General features: G+C 63.7%; 19 protein-coding genes. 9 read left to right on the top strand and 10 right to left on the bottom strand.

The window, feature by feature from the left end:
* Positions 1-1629 (bottom strand): exodeoxyribonuclease VII large subunit, encoded by a 1629-nt coding sequence (xseA, locus tag ABR948_RS02180; RefSeq protein WP_428113741.1) that lies wholly within the window; start codon positions 1627-1629, stop codon positions 1-3.
* A 167-nt stretch (positions 1630-1796) separates the two neighbouring features.
* On the opposite strand from xseA, the gene ABR948_RS02175 reads away from it, so the two are divergent.
* From ABR948_RS02175 to ABR948_RS02145, 7 genes are all read left to right on the top strand, one after another.
* Complete coding sequence (locus tag ABR948_RS02175; RefSeq protein WP_428113740.1) at positions 1797-2918, top strand: hypothetical protein; 1122 nt, start codon at positions 1797-1799, stop codon at positions 2916-2918.
* 82 nt (positions 2919-3000) lie between these two features.
* Positions 3001-3996 (top strand): alpha/beta hydrolase, encoded by a 996-nt coding sequence (locus ABR948_RS02170; RefSeq protein ID WP_428113739.1) that lies wholly within the window; start codon positions 3001-3003, stop codon positions 3994-3996.
* Complete coding sequence (locus ABR948_RS02165; RefSeq protein WP_428113738.1) at positions 3993-4550, top strand: hypothetical protein; 558 nt, start codon at positions 3993-3995, stop codon at positions 4548-4550. Before ABR948_RS02170 ends, ABR948_RS02165 begins: the two co-directional genes overlap by 4 nt.
* 3 nt (positions 4551-4553) lie before the next feature.
* Positions 4554-4859 carry a transcriptional regulator gene (locus ABR948_RS02160; protein ID WP_428113737.1) on the top strand — a complete coding sequence of 102 codons (306 nt, stop codon included), beginning with the start codon at positions 4554-4556 and terminating at the stop codon, positions 4857-4859.
* A gap of 58 nt (positions 4860-4917) precedes the next feature.
* Positions 4918-5880, top strand: a complete 963-nt coding sequence (locus tag ABR948_RS02155; RefSeq protein WP_428113735.1) for an alpha/beta hydrolase — start codon at positions 4918-4920, stop codon at positions 5878-5880.
* A 165-nt stretch (positions 5881-6045) separates the two neighbouring features.
* Positions 6046-7326, top strand: a complete 1281-nt coding sequence (purD, locus tag ABR948_RS02150) for a phosphoribosylamine--glycine ligase (protein WP_428113733.1) — start codon at positions 6046-6048, stop codon at positions 7324-7326.
* 202 nt (positions 7327-7528) lie between these two features.
* Positions 7529-8434, top strand: a complete 906-nt coding sequence (locus tag ABR948_RS02145; RefSeq protein ID WP_428113732.1) for an alpha/beta fold hydrolase — start codon at positions 7529-7531, stop codon at positions 8432-8434.
* 112 nt (positions 8435-8546) lie between these two features.
* Here ABR948_RS02145 and ABR948_RS02140 read toward each other — a convergent pair whose 3' ends face one another.
* Entirely contained in the window at positions 8547-9005 is a 459-nt protein-coding gene (locus tag ABR948_RS02140) for a nucleoside deaminase (RefSeq protein ID WP_428113730.1), read from the bottom strand.
* Positions 9006-9152: 147 nt separating this feature from the next.
* On the opposite strand from ABR948_RS02140, the gene ABR948_RS02135 reads away from it, so the two are divergent.
* Together ABR948_RS02135 and rsmD are read left to right on the top strand one after the other, a co-directional pair.
* Complete coding sequence (locus tag ABR948_RS02135; RefSeq protein ID WP_428113728.1) at positions 9153-11351, top strand: pseudouridine synthase; 2199 nt, start codon at positions 9153-9155, stop codon at positions 11349-11351.
* A 6-nt stretch (positions 11352-11357) separates the two neighbouring features.
* Positions 11358-11912, top strand: coding sequence for a 16S rRNA (guanine(966)-N(2))-methyltransferase RsmD (rsmD, locus tag ABR948_RS02130; protein ID WP_428113726.1), 555 nt, complete (start codon positions 11358-11360; stop codon positions 11910-11912).
* A 142-nt stretch (positions 11913-12054) separates the two neighbouring features.
* Here rsmD and mutL read toward each other — a convergent pair whose 3' ends face one another.
* The 8 genes from mutL to lspA all read right to left on the bottom strand — a co-directional run bounded on the left by mutL (position 12055) and on the right by lspA (position 19700).
* On the bottom strand, positions 12055-13860 hold the full coding sequence (gene mutL, locus ABR948_RS02125; protein WP_428113724.1) for a DNA mismatch repair endonuclease MutL: 1806 nt from the start codon (positions 13858-13860) through the stop codon (positions 12055-12057).
* A 166-nt stretch (positions 13861-14026) separates the two neighbouring features.
* Positions 14027-14365 carry a helix-turn-helix domain-containing protein gene (locus ABR948_RS02120; RefSeq protein ID WP_428113723.1) on the bottom strand — a complete coding sequence of 113 codons (339 nt, stop codon included), beginning with the start codon at positions 14363-14365 and terminating at the stop codon, positions 14027-14029.
* The gene (locus ABR948_RS02115) at positions 14328-14726 is read right to left on the bottom strand and encodes a type II toxin-antitoxin system RelE/ParE family toxin (protein ID WP_428113721.1); all 399 of its coding nucleotides are present in this window, start codon (positions 14724-14726) and stop codon (positions 14328-14330) included. The genes ABR948_RS02120 and ABR948_RS02115 overlap by 38 nt, the downstream gene beginning before the upstream one ends.
* Positions 14727-14817: 91 nt before the next feature.
* Entirely contained in the window at positions 14818-15237 is a 420-nt protein-coding gene (gene arfB, locus ABR948_RS02110) for an alternative ribosome rescue aminoacyl-tRNA hydrolase ArfB (protein ID WP_428113719.1), read from the bottom strand.
* Between the two features lie 120 nt (positions 15238-15357).
* Positions 15358-16668 (bottom strand): M16 family metallopeptidase, encoded by a 1311-nt coding sequence (locus ABR948_RS02105; RefSeq protein WP_428113786.1) that lies wholly within the window; start codon positions 16666-16668, stop codon positions 15358-15360.
* A gap of 59 nt (positions 16669-16727) precedes the next feature.
* On the bottom strand, positions 16728-18116 hold the full coding sequence (locus tag ABR948_RS02100; RefSeq protein ID WP_428113718.1) for a M16 family metallopeptidase: 1389 nt from the start codon (positions 18114-18116) through the stop codon (positions 16728-16730).
* Positions 18117-18222: 106 nt separating this feature from the next.
* Positions 18223-19080 carry a hypothetical protein gene (locus ABR948_RS02095; RefSeq protein WP_428113717.1) on the bottom strand — a complete coding sequence of 286 codons (858 nt, stop codon included), beginning with the start codon at positions 19078-19080 and terminating at the stop codon, positions 18223-18225.
* Between the two features lie 98 nt (positions 19081-19178).
* Positions 19179-19700 carry a signal peptidase II gene (gene lspA / locus ABR948_RS02090; protein WP_428113715.1) on the bottom strand — a complete coding sequence of 174 codons (522 nt, stop codon included), beginning with the start codon at positions 19698-19700 and terminating at the stop codon, positions 19179-19181.
* Between the last annotated feature and the right edge of the window lie 130 nt (positions 19701-19830).

The raw sequence follows: 19830 nt of genomic DNA, 5'->3' as shown, positions 1-19830 counted from the left end.
CTAGAACAGGCTTCCTTGCTCGACCGGCTTGACGGCGTGCTTGGGCGTTGCGGCCTTGGACGTCAGGGCCTTGGGCTCGCTCGCCGCCGGCTTGGCCGGCACCGACCTTGCGGCCGGCCGATCCGCATCGGCGGTCGCGGCAACGTGTCCATCGGCAAATTCCAGACTGAGCCGCGCCCCCGGTCCAACCGCCGCGGCCGCGTGCACCGCGAGGCCCTGCTCGTCGCGCACCAGCGCAAAGCCGCGCGCGAGAACGCCGCGATAGGACAGCGCTCCCAGCAATTGACCGCTATGGGCGACCCGCGCCTGGAAGCGCTGCACGGTTGTCGTGAGCGCTCGCCGCGCACGCTCGGCCAGCCGCAGCGCGCGCTCTCGGTCCCGCGCAATCGCGTTGCGTTGCGCCTGCGCGTTGGAGAGTTTGGAGGCTTTCAGCCTGACCTCAAGCCCGGCAAAGCGATCCCTGCGTTGTTGCAGCAGCGATCTCGTGGAATTGCGCATTCGTTCGCCGGATACGGTCAGCCGATGCGAGGCCTGTGCGAGCTGTCCGCGCAGCACCCGCATGGTCAGCCGCGCGCTGACGCCCGCGAAGCGGCGGAAATGCGCGTGGGTATTGGCTTTCAAACCACGGGGCAGGGCGCTTGAAGCGCCATCCAGCCGCTGTCGCGGAATCCCCAATAATTCGCTGAGCCCCGGCAGCGCGCGTACGGCGGCGCGCAGCTCGTTGCGGCGGGCTTCCTGGCCGCGCTGCCAGCACACCATGGTGCGGCGCGCCAGGCCGGCGACCTCGACGAACAATTCGCTGCGCACGGGGACAGCCATTTCGGCGGCGGCGGTCGGTGTCGGCGCGCGCTTGTCGGCGGCAAAATCGATCAGCGTAATATCGGTTTCGTGGCCGACCGCCGAGATCAGCGGAATCATGCTGTCGGCGGCGGCGCGGACCACGATCTCCTCGTTGAACGACCACAAATCTTCCAGCGAGCCGCCGCCGCGGGCGACGATCAACAGATCAGGCCGCGGAATCCGGCCGCCTTCCGGCAATGCATTGAAGCCGCGGATCGCGGCCGCGATCTGTTCGGCCGAGCCTTCGCCCTGCACCCGCACCGGCCATACCAGCACGCGGCGCGGAAAGCGGTCCTGCAATCGATGCAGGATGTCGCGGATCACAGCCCCGGTCGGCGAGGTGACGACGCCGATCACCTCCGGCAACCAGGGCAGCAATTGCTTGCGCGCCTCGTCGAACAGGCCTTCCGCGGCAAGCTTCTTCTTGCGCTCTTCCATCAGCGCCATCAGCGCGCCGATGCCGGCGGGCTCGATCGCTTCAATGACGATCTGGTATTTCGACGAGCCGGGGTAAGTCGTGAGCTTGCCGGTGGCGATGACCTCAAGGCCTTCCTGCGGCTTGAAGCGCATCCGGCCATGGACGCCCTTCCAGATCACCGCCTCGATCTTGGCGCCCTCGTCCTTGAGCGCGAAATAGCAGTGCCCGGAAGAATGCGGCCCGCGGAAGCCGGTGATTTCGCCACGCACCCGGACGTGCCCATAGGCATCCTCCACCGTCCGCTTCAGGGCGGACGATAGTTCGGACACCGTGAACTCCGGCGCGTTGATCAGGGCTTCGGCTGCGGTCATCTCGGACAATCGAATCGGGCTTTTCGGGTTGGAGCACAAGTTAGGGATTTCGGCCGTCACCGCAAATCAGCACTTGCAATTCAGATTACTCTGTATTACAGAGTTATCTGTCTTCGGAATAAGTCTGAAATGGACGCCCGGCTGATTTCTTCGAGTGGAGGACGCTCATGAATGCCAACGACAGCAAGGCGCGGCGTCAATTCCTCTTCGGCGCGATGGAGGCTGTCGCGCTGCTCGCGTGTTCACCATCCCGGGTCCTCCGTTCCGCTGCCGCCAAGTCAGCTGCCGACAAGTCCGAGGAAGCCGCCATGCTTTATCCGCTGGTGCCGTTTTTCACCATTGTAGACGCTTGGGATCATCACTGGTTTCTGTGGCTCCCGCATCATCCGGTTTACGAAGCGGTTGAGGTGGCGAGCCGCGATCCGGACCGTGATGGCCGCGTTGCCGTCTGGGTCTGGTTCACCGAGCGCGCCGGCTCCAAGCGCCAAATCCACTACCGCAACGATCCTCAATTGGCGACCTTCGTCGGCGGCACCTACCGCCCGATCGACTATCAGATCTCGGGAGATGACGGGCGACCACGTAGCGTGCGTGCGCGCTTTGACGACGTCGAAAACATCCCGGTGGATATCGACGTCCAGTTCGATCCAGATCAAACCTTGAGCCGGCAAGGCGCGGGGCTGACCGACCAGAGCGGCCACATGAGCGACCGCGCGTTCCTGATCTTCTATCGCGACACCAACGCACGTGCCCGGGGGGGCCGCGCTTTGATCGGACCCGGGAATTACGCCTTCACGCCTGAGGACGCCCAAGGCTCATTTCCCTTCAAATGGTCATACAGCCACGGAATCTCGATCAACCTCATCCTCTACAATTCATTCAAGGCCACGTTCGGCGCGGAAGGCTATGCGCCGTCGTCCGGGAGCGCTGACCTGTATGTCTTGAACAAGGCCTGGGGTGGCAGCATCTCGCTGCTGTCGGATCAATTCGGACAACTCAGGGAATACGTCGATCGCAGCGCCGATGGCGACTTTCTCCGCGTTGTTTTCGATCCTCCGTTGCCATCCTGCGGGCGTGACAGCCAACAGCAATCCTCATCATTTTCGATTTCAATCAAAGCGGCCGCGGATCTGGTCAGGGGTAGCGTAGCCACCCGGTGCAGCGATCAAGCCAACGTGCTCGACTGGCATCCTGACCAGCCGGCTTGGGCAAGCAAGCAGCCGTTCCGATCCGAAATCTCGAGACCCGATGACCATTCTCTTGTGGTCGTGGTGACATCTGCGCCGTAGGCGACGGGCAGTGGCAGCGAAGCGCTGTCTCGCCTGATTCCGTTTTCCAAGTTTCGTACAATTCAACCTGGAGGTCTGCGTCATGGTCGTAACAATGGTTTCCGGCGGTCTCAAAGCTCTGTTGTGGGGGCTGGCCCTGGTGGGAATCGCTGCACTGGTGCTCGGCGGTCTGATCGCCTGGCCGGTCCATCAGCCACCGGAGCTGAAATCGATTTCGGCCTACCGCAAATTGATGGATTTCAGTGCGCTGCCTGAACTCACCCGGTTCCAGGCCCGCGACGGCACCGAACTGGCGTATCGGCATTATCCGGCGCACACGCCCTCAACCGGCCGCATCGCCGTCGTCGTGCATGGCTCATCGGGTTCCAGCCAGGGAGCCGTGCATTCGCTCTCGCTCGCATTGGCCGCGCGAGGGGTGCAAACCTATACGGTGGATATCCGCGGACACGGCGCCTCCGGCAACAGGGGTGACATCACCTATCTCGGCCAGCTTGAAGACGACATGGCCGATCTCGTGACCGAAATCCGCAAGACTGATCCGACCGCGCCTTTGACGCTGCTCGGTCATTCCTCCGGCGGCGGATTTGCGCTGCGCGTCGCCGCCTCGCCGATCCAGAACCTGTTCACACGCACGGTGCTGCTGGCGCCCTATCTCGGCTACGACGCGCCGAGCAGCCGCCCCAACTCCGGCGGCTGGGCCAATCCGGATATTCCGCGCTTCCTTGCGCTGTCGGTGTTGCGCAAACTGGGGATGCCGTGGGCGGAATCGCTGCCGGCGATCGCCTTCGCGGTACCGCCGGATTCGAGCCAGAGACTGACCGCGACCTATTCCTACCGGCTGATGCGCAACTTCGCCGCTTCCGACTACCGCGCCGACCTTGCGGCGGCGACCAAGCCCGTGACGATCTTTTCGGGCTCCGCCGACGAACTGATCGATTCCGAAAAATTCGGCCAGACCGTTGGAGACCGCGCGGCCGTCAGGATCATCCAGGGGGTCGACCACATGGGCATCATCCATGATCCCGCCGCGATATCGGTGATCGCCGACGACGTCGCCACCACGGGTGTGAGCTCATGACGGGCATCGATCCCAGGGAAGCCGCTTCGGCGCTGGCGGAAATCGAATCCATCGTCCACCGCGTTCGTCAATCGACGATCTACCAGCTCTCAAGCCAATTGATGATCCTGTGGGGCGCTCTGGTATTCGCGGGCAACCTCGTGACTTACCTGACACCGCTCTACGCCGGCTACGCGTGGCTTCTGGTTTATGTCGGAGGTGTGATTGGTTCGGCTGCGTTCAGTCAGGTCAATCACGCCAGATCCGGGGTGCGTACCGTCGATCTGAGGATACTCGTCACATACTTGATGTTCTTTGCGTTCGGCTTCTTCTGCGTGGACATTCTCGGCCACTTCACGCCACGCCAGCAAGGAACCTTCTGGCCGATCTACTTCATGCTGACGTACTGCATCGCCGGTCTGTGGTTCGGTCATGCTTTCGTTGCGATCGGCCTTGCCGTGGTGGCGCTGACGCTGGTTGGCTATTATTTCATCGGCGAGGCTTTCCCGTTGTGGATGGCCTTCGTCAATGGCGGCGGGCTCATTCTGGGCGGTCTCTGGATGCGCCGGAGCTGACCGATGGCCGAACTCGACGACATCATCCACCAGCCGCTGCGGCTGAAAATCATGGCCGCGCTGAACGCATTGCCGGCCGCCGCGGGACTTGAATTCTCCCGCCTGAAGAAGCTGACCGGCGCCACCGACGGCAATCTCGGCGCCCATATCGAAACGCTGGCGAAGGCCGGCTATGTCGCGGTCGACAAGGCCTTTGTCGGCAAGAAGCCCCAGACCACGGTGACCGCGACGGCGGTGGGGCGCGGTGCCTTCGCCCGCCATGTCGCCACGCTGCAGGAAATCATCGCGGCCTCAGCGCGGCAGATTTAGCGATCGTTGCAAGCGACTCCGTGAGCCAAATACAGATTTGCAGTAAAGGAGAACAGAAATGATGGGTAAGCTGGCGATCGGTCTGTTGAGCCTGTTCGTCGTGATTGCGGCTATCCCCGTTGCCGTCATCGCGTTCAATGCACCCACATCCCCGCCGGCCATGGCTTCCATGGCGAAGTCCTCCAGCCAGGACACCGCAGACTTTCCGGCGCCGCGACAATTCGTGGCCCACGATGGCAACAGCCTGCAATATTATGCCTATCCCGCGGGGCCGGACAAAGTCGCCGTTCTGATCCACGGCTCGGCTTTTCCAGGAACCAGTATGCATGCCCTCGCAGAGTCGTTGCGCGCCGCCGGCGTCACGGTCTATGTGCCGGACATCCGCGGCCACGGTGGCTCGGGCCGGCGCGGCGATATCGATTACATCGGACAGATCGATGACGATCTCGTGGACTTTGTAGCCCAGCTTGGGCCGGCCAAAAGCGGCGAGACGCGGACGCTGGTCGGCTTCTCCGCGGGCGCCGGCTTCAGTGTCCGCTTCGCCGGCGGCCCTCATGGAATGCTGTTTGACCGCTATGTGTTTCTTTCTCCGATCCTGCCGGGGTCGCCAACCCTGCGCCCGGCTTCCGGCGGCTGGGTCGGTCTTTCTGTTCCACGCGTCGTGACAATCGACTTGCTCGATCGTTTCGGCATTCACTGGTTCGATGGATTTCCTGTCCTCCGCTACGCGGTCCCCCCTGAGATGTGGCGATGGGTGACCGCCGGCTATTCCTATCGGCTGATGAGGAATTTCGGCGCCGGCGGCCAGTATGAGACCTATTTGAAAAACATTCGCCAGCCGGCTGCCGTGCTGGTCGGCACCGCCGACGAGCAGGAGTTCGCCGACCAGTTCGCACCCCTGATGCAGCGCCTTGGCGTGAATATCCAGGTCATGTTGTTGCCGAACATGAAACACGCCGACATGATCATCAATCCCGATGCCGCACAGACGATCACGCGGGTGATCTCTCCGCAGGGGTAGCGGCCTCGTGCGCGAAGCGAGACCGGGGCTGAAGGGCGGCCATCGTATTTTCGAGGTTCCGGATCGGCGCTGGCGCGCCGTCCGGAATGACGGAAATGTCCCCCTTGCGGGTTGCAGGAGTTCGTGCGACCGACTCGGTTTGGTCAACGTCCATTGGTTTCCTCAATGCACATTCTTCTGCTCGGTTCCGGCGGCCGCGAACATGCTCTGGCCTGGAAAATCGCGGCGTCGCCCCTGGTGACGAAACTCTGGTGCGCGCCGGGCAATGCCGGCATCGCGCGCGAGGCCGAATGCGTGGCGCTCGATGTCGCCGACCATGCCGCGGTGATCGATTTCTGCCGCGGCAACGCCGTCGATTTTGTCGTGGTCGGGCCGGATGCGCCGATCGCCGCCGGGATCGTCGACGATCTCAACGCCGCCGGCTTCAAGGCCTTCGGGCCGACCAAAGCCGCGGGGCGGCTCGAGAGCTCGAAGATCTTCACCAAGGAGCTGTGCAGGGCGAACCATATCCCGACCGCCGCCTATGGCCACTTTGACGATGCCGAGGCGGCGAAAGCCTATATCCGCCAGCAGGGCGCCCCGATTGTGGTCAAGGCCGACGGGCTGGCCGCCGGCAAGGGCGTGGTCGTCGCGATGGACCTCGAGCAAGCGCTCGCGGCGGTCGACATGATGTTCGGCGGCGGGTTCGGGGCTGCCGGTGCCGAGGTCGTGGTCGAGGAGTTCATGCAGGGCGAGGAGGCCTCGTTCTTTGCGCTGTGCGACGGCGAACACGCGCTGGCGCTGGCGACCGCGCAGGACCACAAGCGCGCCTTCGATGGCGACAAGGGCCCGAATACCGGCGGCATGGGAGCCTATTCGCCGGCCCCTGTCATGACCGAAGCGCTGTGCGCGCGGGTGATGGAGGAGATGATCAAGCCGACGCTGCGCGCCCTCAAGGCGATGGGATCGCCCTACAAGGGCGTGCTCTATGCCGGGGTGATGGTGACCAAGGATGGGCCGAAGCTGGTCGAATACAATGCCCGCTTCGGCGATCCGGAATGCCAGGTGCTGATGCTGCGGATGATGTCCGACATCGTGCCGGCGCTGATCGCCTGCGCCGACGGTCAGTTGAAGAATTTCAGCCTGCGCTGGTTCGACGATGTCGCGCTGACCGTGATCATGGCCACCAAGGGTTATCCCGGCGACTACGGCAAGGGCTCGGTGATCGATGGTCTCGATGACGCCGCCAAGGTCGAGGGCGTCGAAATATTCCATGCCGGAACCAGGGCCGATGGGACCAGAATTCTTGCCAATGGCGGCCGTGTGCTGAACGTCTGCGCGACCGGCTGCTCAGTCACTGAGGCACAGCAGCGCGCCTACCAGGCGGTCGACCGCATCCAATGGCCCGACGGATTCTGCCGCCGCGACATCGGCTGGCAGGCGGTGGCGCGTGAGAAGGCGGGTTAGTCGTCATTCCGGACGACGCGATGCGCGTCGATCCGGAATCTCGAGATGAGGCACACGAAACAATATCGAGATTCCGGGTACGGCGCGTGACGCCGCCCCGGAATGACGCGCCGTAGCGATGAAGTTGCCGCGCCGCCTCTTGTCGGCCGCAAATGTTGGTGCTTACTGATCATTCGCTTTTGCAGATACGTGAGTGCACCTGATGCCCGATCTCGCCGACCTGTTTCCCGGCTATGCCTCCGAATGGATCAACACCCAGTCCGGGCGCATTTTTGCGCGTGTCGGCGGCAACGGCCCGCCCTTGCTGCTGCTGCACGGTTTTTCCGAAACCCATGTGATGTGGCATCGCGTCGCGCCGCAGCTGGCCGACAGGTTCACGCTGATCATCGCGGACCTGCCGGGTTACGGCTGGTCGGATATGCCCCAGAGCGACCAGGATCACACGCCCTACACCAAGCGTGCGATGGCGCAGACCATGATCGAGGCGATGCAACAGCTCGGCCATGTGCATTTCGCGCTGGCCGGGCACGACCGCGGCGGCCGCGTCGCCTATCGTCTGGCGCTCGATCATCCCGGCCGGCTGTCGCGGCTGGCGGTGCTCGATATCCTGCCGACCTACGATTACTGGATGAAGATGGATTGGAGCTACGCGCTGAAAATCTATCACTGGACGTTTTTGGCGCAGCCTTATCCGCTGCCGGAAACCCTGATCGGCGGCAGTCCCGATTTCTTCCTCCGCCAGAAAATGGCGAGCCAGACCAAATCGAAAAATCTGGACGCGATCGACCCGCGCGCGCTCGAACATTACCTCGCGGCGTTCCGCGATCCCGCGCGGGTGCATGCGATGTGCGAGGATTACCGCGCCGGCGCCACCGCCGATTTCGAAATCGACAAGAGCGATCGCGATTCCGGAAAGAAGATCACGATTCCGATGCTGGCGCTGTGGGGCGAGGTCGGCATCGCGCGCGCCGCGGCCACGCCGCTCGATACCTGGAAGATTTGGGCGACCAATGTATCGGGCATGCCGGTCGATTCCGGTCATTTCCTGACCGAGGAAAATCCGGATGTGACGGCGAAGGCGCTGAAGAAGTTTTTTGCGGCTTCGTAGTCGGGCACGAGTGAGGCCGCGCCCTTCCTGTCATTCCGGGGCGCGTAGCGAACCCGGAATCTCGAGATTCCGGGTCTGGTCCTTCGGACCATCCCGGAATGACGGTTACGCTTCACCGCCTCGCCTTGAAGAACTCCCTCAGCAACGTCGCTGCTTCGCTCTCGCCAACCGCGGAATAGACCTCCGGGGCATGATGGCAAGTCGGCGACGCAAAGAACCGCACGCCGGATTCCACCGCACCGCCCTTGGGATCGGCGGCGCCGTAATACAGCCGCCGGATCCGTGCAAACGAGATCGCGGCCGCGCACATGGTGCATGGTTCCAAGGTGACATAGAGATCGCAATCGACCAGCCGCTCGGTGCCGATGCTCTCGGCGGCCAGCCGGATCGCCAGTATTTCGGCATGGGCGGTCGGATCGCGGTCGGTTAACGTCCGGTTGGCGGCTGTGGCGATGAGTTCGTAATTGCGCACAATTACGCATCCGATCGGGACTTCGCCGGATTTTCCGGCGTTTTTGGCTGTTTTGAGCGCCAAATCCATGAAAGATGGTGCGGTCATGCCTCGTATCATCAGAAAATACCTGCTACTAGATGCAGCTTCAGCAAAAGTGGATGCCGGTTTTGCGTGAGAATGCGCCTTGAGCCAAGTGCGCGCACGTTATCGCTATGACAACCCTTCCACATCCACCTGATCGCCATTTCATACGTGAGACCATTCATGCCCCGCGATAACGATAAAAACAACGATTCCCGCGGCCGGCGTGACCGGCCCTCCGGTGGCAAGGGCCGCTCCGGCGCTGCCCGCGGTCCCGACAAGAAATTCGCCAAACGCGGTTTTGCCGGCAAAAGCGACGGCGACAAGCGCGACGGCGAACGGCGCCCCTATGCCGGCAAACCCGATGGCGCCAAATCCTATGGCAAGAAGCCCTATTCGGGCCCGGGCAAACCCTATGCCGGCAAACGTGAAGGCGCTCCGCCGCGCTTTAACCGTGACGACCGCCCCGCGCGTGGCGACGGCGAAAAGCGTCCGTATACGCCGCGCGGCGATCGCCCGAATTACAACCGCGACGACCGAGCGCCCCGCTCCGACCGTAGTGATGCCCGTCCCGCCGCGCGATTTTCCGACCGGAAATTCGGCGACAAGAAACCCTACGCGTCGCGCGACGGCGGTGGTGAGAAGCGGCCCTATACGCCGCGTGGCGAAGGATTCCGCAAGGACGGTGACCGGCCGCAGGGAGATCGTCCCTACAGCGCGCGGCCGCCGCGTGATGGCGACCGTCCGCGCGGCGATCGTCCCGAGAGAAAATTCGGCGGCGACAAGAAATTCTCCCGTGGCGCTCCGCGGGACCGCAATAGCGGCCCTGGAGACCGTGGCCCACGCAAGGATTTTGGCAGCCGCCCCGAACGTGGTCCGGATCGCAGCGATTCCAAGCCATGGCAAAAGCGTGATGCTTCTTCGCCAGACCATGAGGGGCGCAATTCACGTTCCCCCCGCGACGGTGCAAGAAATTTCGACAAGCCTCGTTTCGACAAGCCGCGTTTCGATAAGCCTCGTGACGACCGCGGCGGCGATGAGCGTCCGCGCTTTTCCCGTCCGCGCCAGGATCGTCCCCAAGGAGATCGTCCCCAGGGTGACCGCCCGCGCGGTGATCGCCCGTTTCGCGAGCGGCCGAAGTTCGATCGTCCCAGGGAGGGCCGCGAGGATCGTCCGAAATTCGAACGCCCTCGCGAAAGTGGAAGTTCCTGGCAGGAGCATCCGCGCAGCGACGCGCGTTCCACCGATCGTGACGATCGGCCGCGGCGCGACAACGAGGATGACAGCAAGGTTTTCGTCAAGCGCCCGGCGTTCGGCGGCCGGGGTGAATATCGCGAACGCAAGCCGGACGAGCGGCGTCCGCCGAAGCCGCCGCGCGAAAAGAAATCCGGCGAGCGCATCGCCAAGGTGGTGTCGCGGGCCGGGCTGGCCTCGCGCCGCGACGCCGAGGAATGGATCGTGCAGGGCCGCGTCACGGTCAATGGCCGCGTGATCAATTCGCCGGCGCTCGATGTCACCACCAACGATGTCATATCGGTCGACGGCAAGCCGTTGCCGCCGCGCGAGCGCACCCGGCTGTTCATGTTTCACAAGCCGCGCGGGTTGATGACCACCCATGCCGACCCCGAGGGGCGGCCGACGGTGTTCGACAATCTGCCGGAGGGCCTGCCGCGGCTGATCTCGATCGGCCGGCTCGATTTCAATACCGAAGGCCTGCTGCTCCTGACCAATGATGGCGGGCTGGCGCGCGCGCTCGAGCTGCCGGATACAGGCTGGCTGCGGCGTTATCGGGTTCGCGCCCATGGCGAAGTCACGCAGGCACAGCTCGACGAATTGAAAAAAGGCGTCGAGGTCGACGGCGTCAAATACGGCCCGATCGATGCGACGCTGGAGCGCGACCAGGGCGCCAATGTCTGGCTGGTATTTGCGATCCGCGAAGGCAAGAACCGCGAAGTCCGCAACGTGATGGCGCATCTCGGTCTCGAAGTGAACCGGCTGATCCGGGTGTCCTACGGTCCGTTCCAGCTCGCCGAACTTCCCGAAGGCGAGGTCGAGGAGGTCAAGACCCGGGTGCTACGCGAGCAGCTCGGCGAGAAGATCGCGGCATTGGCGGGGGCGGATTTCAACCGGCCGATGCAGGGCGAGCCACCACCGGAATCCGGCCATGAAGACAGCGATGCGCCGCGCGGCAAAAAGCCGTTCAAGCCGGCCGGCAAGAACGGCCTGATCGCCGATCGCAAGGGCCGTCGCGTGCTGGTGCAGCGCACCGGCAGCGACGAAGCGCGCGCGCGCAACGAGGCCGAGGCCAGTGGCTTCGGCCCGCCGCGGCGTCCGCAGCGCGGCTACCACGGCAAACGCGATCTGAAGCCGCGGGACGAGTAGGATTCGATGCGTGTCGTCGGGGGGCGATTGAAGGGCCGCAATCTGGCGTCACCGTCATCGCGCGACATCCGTCCCACCGCGGACCGGTTGCGCGAGTCGCTGTTCAATATCCTGGTTCATGCCTATGACGATCCGATCGCGGATGCGCGGGTGCTCGATTTGTTCGCCGGCACCGGCGCGCTCGGCATCGAGGCGATCTCGCGCGGGGCTAAATTCGCGCTGTTCGTCGACAACGGCGCCGAGGCCCGCGCCTTGATGCGCAACAATGTCGAAACGCTCGGGCTTGGCGGCGTGACCAAAGTTTATCGCCGCGATGCCGGCGATCTCGGCCCGGCGCACCCGGTCGAGCCGTTCTCGCTGGTGTTTCTCGATCCGCCCTACGCAAAAAAATTGGCCGAGAAGGCGCTGGCCTCGTTGCGGGACGGCGGCTGGCTCACGCCAGCCGCGCTGCTGGTGGTCGAGGAAGCCAAGGCGGCGGAATTCGCGGCGCCGGATGGTTTCGAGGAGCTGGAGCGGCGGGTGTATGACGATACCGAGTTTGTGTTTTTACGGGCTGGGTGATCGCTGCAACCACCGCCGTCATGCGCCGCGAAAGCGGGGCATCCAGTATTCCGAGGCGTCGGAGATTATCTCGAACAGTGCGGCGTACTGGATCGTCCGCTTTCGCGGACGATGACGACCGAGTATGCGAAGCGTCGAGCCCCTACCTCCGCCCGAACAGCTTCTCGATATCGCTCAGCTTCAATTCGACGTAGGTCGGCCGGCCGTGGTTGCATTGGCCTGAATTGGGCGTGTCTTCCATCTCGCGCAGCAGCGCATTCATCTCCTCGGGCTTGAGGCGGCGGCCGGCGCGCACCGAGCCGTGGCAGGCCATGGTGGCCGCGACATGCATCAAGCGCCGCTCCAGCGGCAACGCCTCATCCCATTCCGCCATATGTTCGGCGAGATCGCGCAGCAATGACGCCGCGTCGGTCTTGCCGAGCAGCGACGGCGTCTCGCGCACCGCGACTGCGCCGGGCCCGAAGGATTCGATCGCCAACCCGAACGAGGCCAGTTCGTCGGCGCGCGCGACCAGCCGCTCGACCGTGGCTTCGTCCAGTTCGACTATATCGGGAATCAGCAGGATCTGCCGCTGCACGCCGTTTTTCGCCAGCGAGGCTTTCAGCTTTTCATAGACGATGCGCTCGTGGGCGGCGTGCTGGTCCACCACGACAAGGCCGTCGCGGGTCTGCGACACGATATAGGTCTCGTGTATCTGCGTTCGCGCCGCGCCCAGCGGGCGGTCGAGCAGATCGGCCGATGGTGCGTCCGCAAAGCGCACGTCCGCGGTGGGCGTGCCGACATCGAATGCGGCCTGTCCGGGTTCGGCAAAGGCTGCGGCGGCGCCGGCCGGCAGCGGCCCCACCGGATGGGCCGGCGAGCGGCGCCAGTCCCAATTGGCGCGCGGCGGTGGCACGAACGACGGACGGAACGAGGCGATGGCCGCGCCGTCGCTGTTGGCCGCGGTGCGCTTGCCTTCGCGGGCGAGGCCTTCTTTCAGCGCATGCACGATCAGCGCGCGGACCAGACCGGCATTGCGGAATCTGATTTCGGTCTTGGCCGGATGCACATTGGCATCGACCTCTTGCGGATCGGAAGTGACGAACAGCGCCACCACCGGATGGCGGTCGCGCGGCAGATAATCGGAATAGGCCGCGCGCACCGCCCCCAATATCAGCTTGTCACGCACCGGCCGGCCATTGACGAACAGATATTGCCCGAGCGCGTTGGCGCGGGTCAGCGACGGCGCCGCGGCAAAGCCTTCAACGACGACGCCTTCGCGTTCGGCGCGCACTTCGATCGCGCTACTGCGGAAATCCGCGCCCAATATATCGCCGAGCCGGGTCAGGCGGCCGGCGGCGCCGGGCAATGCGGCGGCCCAGGTCACGGGCGCGCGTTCCTCGCCGGCCAGCGTGAAGGCGATGTCGGGCCGCGCCATCGCCAGACGGCGCACCACCTCGCGGATCGCCTCGGCTTCGGTGCGGTCGGTCTTAAGGAATTTTAGTCGCGCCGGCGTCGCGTAAAACAGATCGCTGACCTCGACACGGGTGCCCCGCGACAGCGCCGCCGGCATGATCGCGGATTTTTCGCCGCCCTCGACCGCCAGCGACCAGGCATGCGGCTCGCTTAAATGGCGCGTGGTGATGCCGAGCTTCGCCACCGCGCCGATCGAGGGCAGCGCCTCGCCGCGAAATCCAAGCGTGCGAATCTGCAACAGATCCTCGTCATCGAGTTTGGAGGTGGCATGGCGATGGACCGCCAGCGCGAGGTCGCCAGACGTCATGCCGTCGCCATCATCGGTGATGCCGATCCGGCGCCGGCCGCCACCATCGGTGAAAACATCGATCCGGCTGGCGCCCGCGTCGATGGCGTTTTCCACCAGTTCCTTGACCACGCTGGCCGGACGCTCGACCACCTCGCCGGCGGCGATGCGGTTGACGACCTGTTCGGGGAGCTGGCGGACGGGCATGGGCTGTGGCGCGACTCGTGGGAGTAGAGAGGGAATTTAGGGACTTTTACGGCTCCGTGGGAGGGCGACAGAGAGAGTTTGGTCATCTCTCCCCATTGTTCACGTGGAGAGAGGCGTTGTTCCCAGGACGTAACGGGGTCAGGAGCGCAGGCCGAGTGGTCGAGAATTACAAAATTGCCTCAATACCCTTTCGTCTGATGACATCGAGCAAAACAAGCGCGGGACCAGTGGGACGCTTTGCGCCGCGTTCGAGTTGCGACACATAGCCCACTGTTAGTTTCAGGTAGTGAGCAAAGACCGCTTGGCTTAAATTAGCCTTCTCACGCAGGGCCCGAATTTCCTTGCCGGATAGAACTGCCGTGGAAGCGGTAGGTCCGTCACCCAAGTGGCGCATGGTAATTTTTTCATGGGCGGCCTTACTGATGAGGCCGCTCGCGCGCATGTCCTGCGCGGTTTCCAGCAGTTCCTCAGTTAGCCGGCGGTTGGTTTTTGTCTTCTTGGCCATGTTTCACCTCTATTAAAAGTCCGTCCTTTAGCGCCTGCGCTATTTTCTTGTCATCGGCGGCAAACCAGGATGCGACGATTTCACGGAGCGTCGTAAGTTGTTTGTCGTCAATGTTGTCGCGTTCATTCTTGGCGAACCCGAACAGGAAGATTGCGCGATCTGACCGAAATCCGATCAGCATCCGAAAGCCGCCTCTCTTGCCTTGCCCCGGCCTTGCGACCCGCTGCTTAATGAGGCCGCCGCCGAGATCGGCGTCGATCAAACCACGCCTCGCAGTTTCGATCGCCGCCACGAGGCTATCATCGCCAATGGCTTCGCGTTTCGTAAAACGGGCAAGAGCCTTGGTTTTGAAGATGCGCACAATTACCTTCGCATTTCTATAACCTATAGATATATGAACTATAATTCAAGGAACTATAAATGAAAATAACAACGTTCCTTTGATGCGCGCCTCAATCGTCGAAGCCGCCCGAGCCGCGCTTTGCCTTGACGTCGCTGCGGCGCTTTTTGCCTTCGAGCCGGCGTTTCTTTGATCCCAGTGTCGGCTTGGTCGGGCGCCTGGGAATCGGCCGGATCATCGCCTCGCGCAGGAGTTCGAGCAGGCGGTCGATGGCGTCGGCGCGGTTGCGCTCCTGGGTGCGGAAACGCTGCGCATGGATCACGATCACGCCGTCCTTGGTCATGCGCTGGCCGGCGAGCCGGTTGAGCCGCGCCTTCGCATCGGCCGGCAGCGTGATCCGGCTTGTATCGAACCGCAATTGTGCCGCCGTCGAGAGCTTGTTGACGTTCTGCCCGCCCGGTCCCGAGGCGCGCACGAAACTGATCTCGATGTCATTCTCATCGATTGTGAGGTCGCGGGAAATCCGCAGCATGGCGTCACCAAAAGCCAGGATTTCCCCTGACGGGAATCGGGTCGCCCAAGGATAGCGGTTTTGTTCGCGGCGCTGAAGGACAGGGAATCCGGATGCACTGCATCCGGAGCGCCGGTCTAGCTAGTTCGCCTTGGTCGAGGTCGCGGCCGCGGGCTGAGCGGCGGCGGCCGGCGGGCGGCCGACGATCACGGTCAGCAGGCCATGTCCCCACAGGCGCTGGGCGACCTTTTTCGTGTCATCAAGGGTCACGGCGTCGACGATCGCATTGCGCTTCTCGATGTAGTCGATCGGAAGCCGGTCCAGCTGGTATTGCAGCAGCGCCGACGCCAGCTTCGAGGAGGTGTCGAGCGCCAGCATCTGCGAGCCCTTGAGATAGGACTTGGCCTCATCCAGTTCCTGCTGGGTCGGACCGTCCTCGGCCATGCGGCGGATTTCAGTGTTGACCGCATCGATGGTTTCGCCGGCGCGATCGGCGCGGGTTGCGGTATTGCCGACGAAGACGGCGGAATGATCCATCCACAACAGCGCGTCATAGACCGAATAGGCGAGGCCGCGCTTCTCGCGGACTTCGCGATAGAGCCGCGACGACAGCGTACCGCCGCCGAGAATGTGGTTGACCACATAGGCGGCCATGAAATTCGGATCGTTGCGCTTGATGCCGGGGCCGCCGAACGTCACCACGGTCTGCGGCACGTCGAGCGGAATGAAGACGCGCTGCGGCGGCCGCGCAGCCTCAATATCGGCCACCGGCGTGAGGCTGGCTTTGGCCGGCAATCCGCCGAAGGTCTGGTCGAGCAATTTGCCGAGCGAGACCGCGTCGATGTCGCCGACCACGGCGATCCGAAGCGTGTCCTTGGCCAGCACGCGGCGGACATAGTCCTTCAGATCGGCGATCGTGATGGTTGGAACGCTTTCCAGGGTGCCGCTGGCCTGCCGGCCATAGGGATGGTCGCCAAAGGCGATTTCGAGGAATTTGCGGCTGGCCAGGGCGCCGGGATTGGAGGTGTCGTGCCTCAGGCCCGAGAGGATCTGCGTGCGAATGCGTTCGACATCGGCGCTCTCGAAATGCGGCGATGTCAGCGACATCCGAAGCAGGTCGAACGCTTCGTCCTTGTTATCCTTGAGCATGCGCAGCGAGCCGCGGAAATAATCCCGCGCCGAACTGAAGCTCAGCTCGATGGCGCGGCGGTCGAGGCGTTCGTGAAACGTCTGGGAATCCAGATCGCCCGAGCCTTCATCGATCAGATCGGCGACCATGTTGCCGACGCCGGGCTTGTCCGCCGGATCCTGCGTCGCGCCGCCGCCGAAGGCATATTCCATCGCGATCAAGGGTACGGTGGCGTCCTGCACGAACCAGGCCTCGATTCCCCCGGGCGAAACCAGATGCTGGATCTTGGCTGCGGCGTGTGACGGCGTTGGCGCCCATGGCATCAGCGTCAGGCACGCGGCAAAAATGAAGGCCGCGCGCCGCGCGCCAACGATACAATGGGTCACGAGCGCTTCTCCTCACGTTTCGGCTTGGCGTCCTTGATCAGATATCCGGTCACCGAACGTTTCTTGTCGAGCCATTTTTGCGCGGCCGCGCGGACCTGTTCGGCGGTGACGGCGCGAATGCGATCCGGCCAGCTTCTGATGTCGTCGATGCTGAGGCCGGTGGTGAGGGCGCCGCCGTACCAGCGCGCCAGCGTCGCCTGGTTGTCCTGGGCGTAGATGGCTTCGGCGATCAGCTGGGTCTTGACGCGCTCGATATCCTCGGCGCGAACCCCATTTTGCTCGATATCCGCGATCACATCGTCGATCGCCTGCTCGATTTGCGCGAATTCGACCCCGGCTCTCGGCGCGGCCGAGATCGTGAACTGCGTCGCGTCGAGCGATGTGCCCTGGTATCCGGCACCGGCGCTGACGGCGAGCGGCCGGTCGACCACCAGCCTGCGATTGAGATAGGAATTGCTGCCGCCTCCCATCAGTTGCGCCAGCACGTCGAGTGCCGGGCTTTCTCCCGATGCGGCGGTGGCGGCGGACGGAACCAGATAATAGCGCCGCAGGCTCGGTTGTTCGACCCTGGCGTCGGACAGCGTCACCGTGCGCGGCGCGGCCGGCTCGGGTTCCTGCGGCCGAAGGCGCTGCGCCGGTATTGCCGGCTGTGCGGCGACCGCACCAAATGTCCGCTCCACCATCGGGCGCACCTCGGCGGCCTCGACGTCGCCGGCGATCACCAGCGTCGCGTTGTTCGGCGCATAAAAGCGCCGATAGAACGCCAGCGCATCCTCGCGATCGAGCTTCTCGATTTCCTGGTGCCAGCCGATCACCGGGCGGCCATAGGGGTGGTTGAGATAAAGCGCCGCCATGATCTGCTCGGTCAGCCGCGCTTCCGGGTTGTTGGCGACCCGCATATTGTATTCTTCGAGCACGACGTCGCGCTCCGGCAGCACGTTTTCATCCTTCAGGATCAGGCCGGTCATGCGGTCGGCCTCGAATTCCATCATCCTGGCCAGTTCCTCGCGCGGCACGCGCTGGAAATAGCCGGTGTAGTCGGTCGAGGTGAACGCATTCTCGTTGCCGCCGGCCCGAAGCACGGTCTGTGAAAACTCGCCGGCCGGATGTTTGCTGGTGCCCTTGAACATCAAATGTTCGAGAAAGTGCGCCAGACCCGATTTGCCGGGGGTCTCGTCAGCCGAGCCGACCTTGTACCAGATCATCTGCGTGACGACCGGCGTGCGGTGATCCGGGATCACCACCACCTGAAGACCGTTGCCAAGGGTAAATGTGGCGGGAGGTGCCGAGGTTACCGTGGTCTGGGCGAGCGCGCCGCTGGCGGAGACTGCGAACGCCGGGAGCAGCGCGGCGAAGAGCGAAACCGTAAAGCGGTGCGAGGTCATTATGGCCTATCTGGAAGGCCCGAACAGAAACGTTCGGGAGACATCACGGCATCGGACGATAGGCGGCTGGCGATGACGTCACCAGGCAGCCGAGACACGGAGGGCGCTAATGCACGACGCTGGATGCGCTAGACGCTTGGGCGGCGGGGTTGCGGTCGGGGTTCGACTGCCCGCTAAATATTCCCTTCGACTCGACGGCGTAGGGATAATTCGGCGACGGCGTCTGGTAGCCTGTAGGAGGCTGGGTCAGGGCTTCGCGCGTCGGCTCGGTGCCAGGCGGCAGCGCGGCGGCATCTGCTTTCTTGCTGCCGAAGAGACCACCGAGGTTCAGCTTGTCGAGGCCCAGAGTCTCGCTGACACTCGATGGGACCAGCGCCGTAGCTCCGCCTGTGAACAAATCGCCGGGCTGGTCATAGACGGGATCGATCTTGGCTGTTCCATTGGCGTCATTCGCATAGGCGGGACGCGTTGTGCCGGGAACAGGGGCGACGGGCTCTGCGACGGGCGGAGCGATATTGATGGGCCGAACCGCGCCCGCGGCGGGAGCAGCCGTCACGACAACGGCAGGAAGCGCATTTTTCTTTTTGGCGGCGATGATGGCCTTGCGCTGACGTTCATCCGGATCTTTCGGCCAGTTCGTGACATTCGCCGGACTCGACCCGGCGGCCGGCGGCGGCAGATCAAGGTTCGGAGGCACCACCAGCGGCGATCGCTCCCGATAGTCGATCCCGCCATTGTCCATGTTTTTGCCGCGGATCATCGAATGGTAGCTGTCGACGAATCTTTCCGAGAAGGACCTTTGATCGACTTCATCGTCGCCCGCGCGCGCAGCGCCGGCGGTCATCACAAGGCCAATTCCCACTCCCACGGCGGCGCCGATGATGACGGTGCTCAGTCGCAGGGCACGCACCGGCGCTCTCGACGAACTCCGCACCATCCAACCGCTAGCCTCGGTCTCGCGCATCGCGTTGTTCCTATTCAAAGGTTCCCGTGGGTCGCCGATCCAGGGCGCAATCTCCACTCCTGCAAGCTTCAATCTCGAGGGGGTCGTATCAGCCGGGATCAGGGCGCTTTTGCGGCGGGTACCCCCAGCAAGGAATCATACAGCAGGGCCGCTACCCCGGCAACAATCGCGACATCGGCAAGGTTAAACACGTACCAATTGAAGGGTTTTCCCCCGATCTGGACGTGAAACAGGGCGAAATCGACCACCGCGCCGTAGGCGAAGCGGTCGATGGCGTTGCCGACAGCCCCGCCGATGATCAGGCCGAGGGCGATGGTCGCGATCGGGGTGCGGGAACGGGCCATCCAGATCGCCAGCACGATCACGGCCACGGCCTTGACCAGCATCAGGACGATCTGGGCGGTCGGGCTGTCGTTCTGAAACCAGCCGAAGCTGATCCCGACATTCCATGCCAGCACCAGATCGAAGAACGGCGTCAACTTCACCGCCCCACGGTGGCCGATGTCGAACACGAACAGCAGCCAGAGTTTCGAGGCCTGATCGAGCGCCAGTGCCACGATGGCGGCGATGACGCCGGGGCGCAAAGGATGGGTCAAACCGTCACTCCGAGCGCCTTCCATTCGCGCAGCGCCGCCGCGTCGCGCGGCGACACATCGGGATATTCGGCGTCTTCGCCCACGCTGGGGAGGATCTTCCACGACCGCGCGCATTTGGTGCCCTGGGCCTTTTCGACCACGACGGCGACGCCCG

This window comes from Bradyrhizobium sp., from assembly GCF_050014615.1.
Lineage (GTDB): Bacteria > Pseudomonadota > Alphaproteobacteria > Rhizobiales > Xanthobacteraceae > Bradyrhizobium.
The sequence above is the reverse complement of the archived record's forward strand: the minus strand, read 5'-3'. Positions and strand labels throughout refer to the sequence as shown.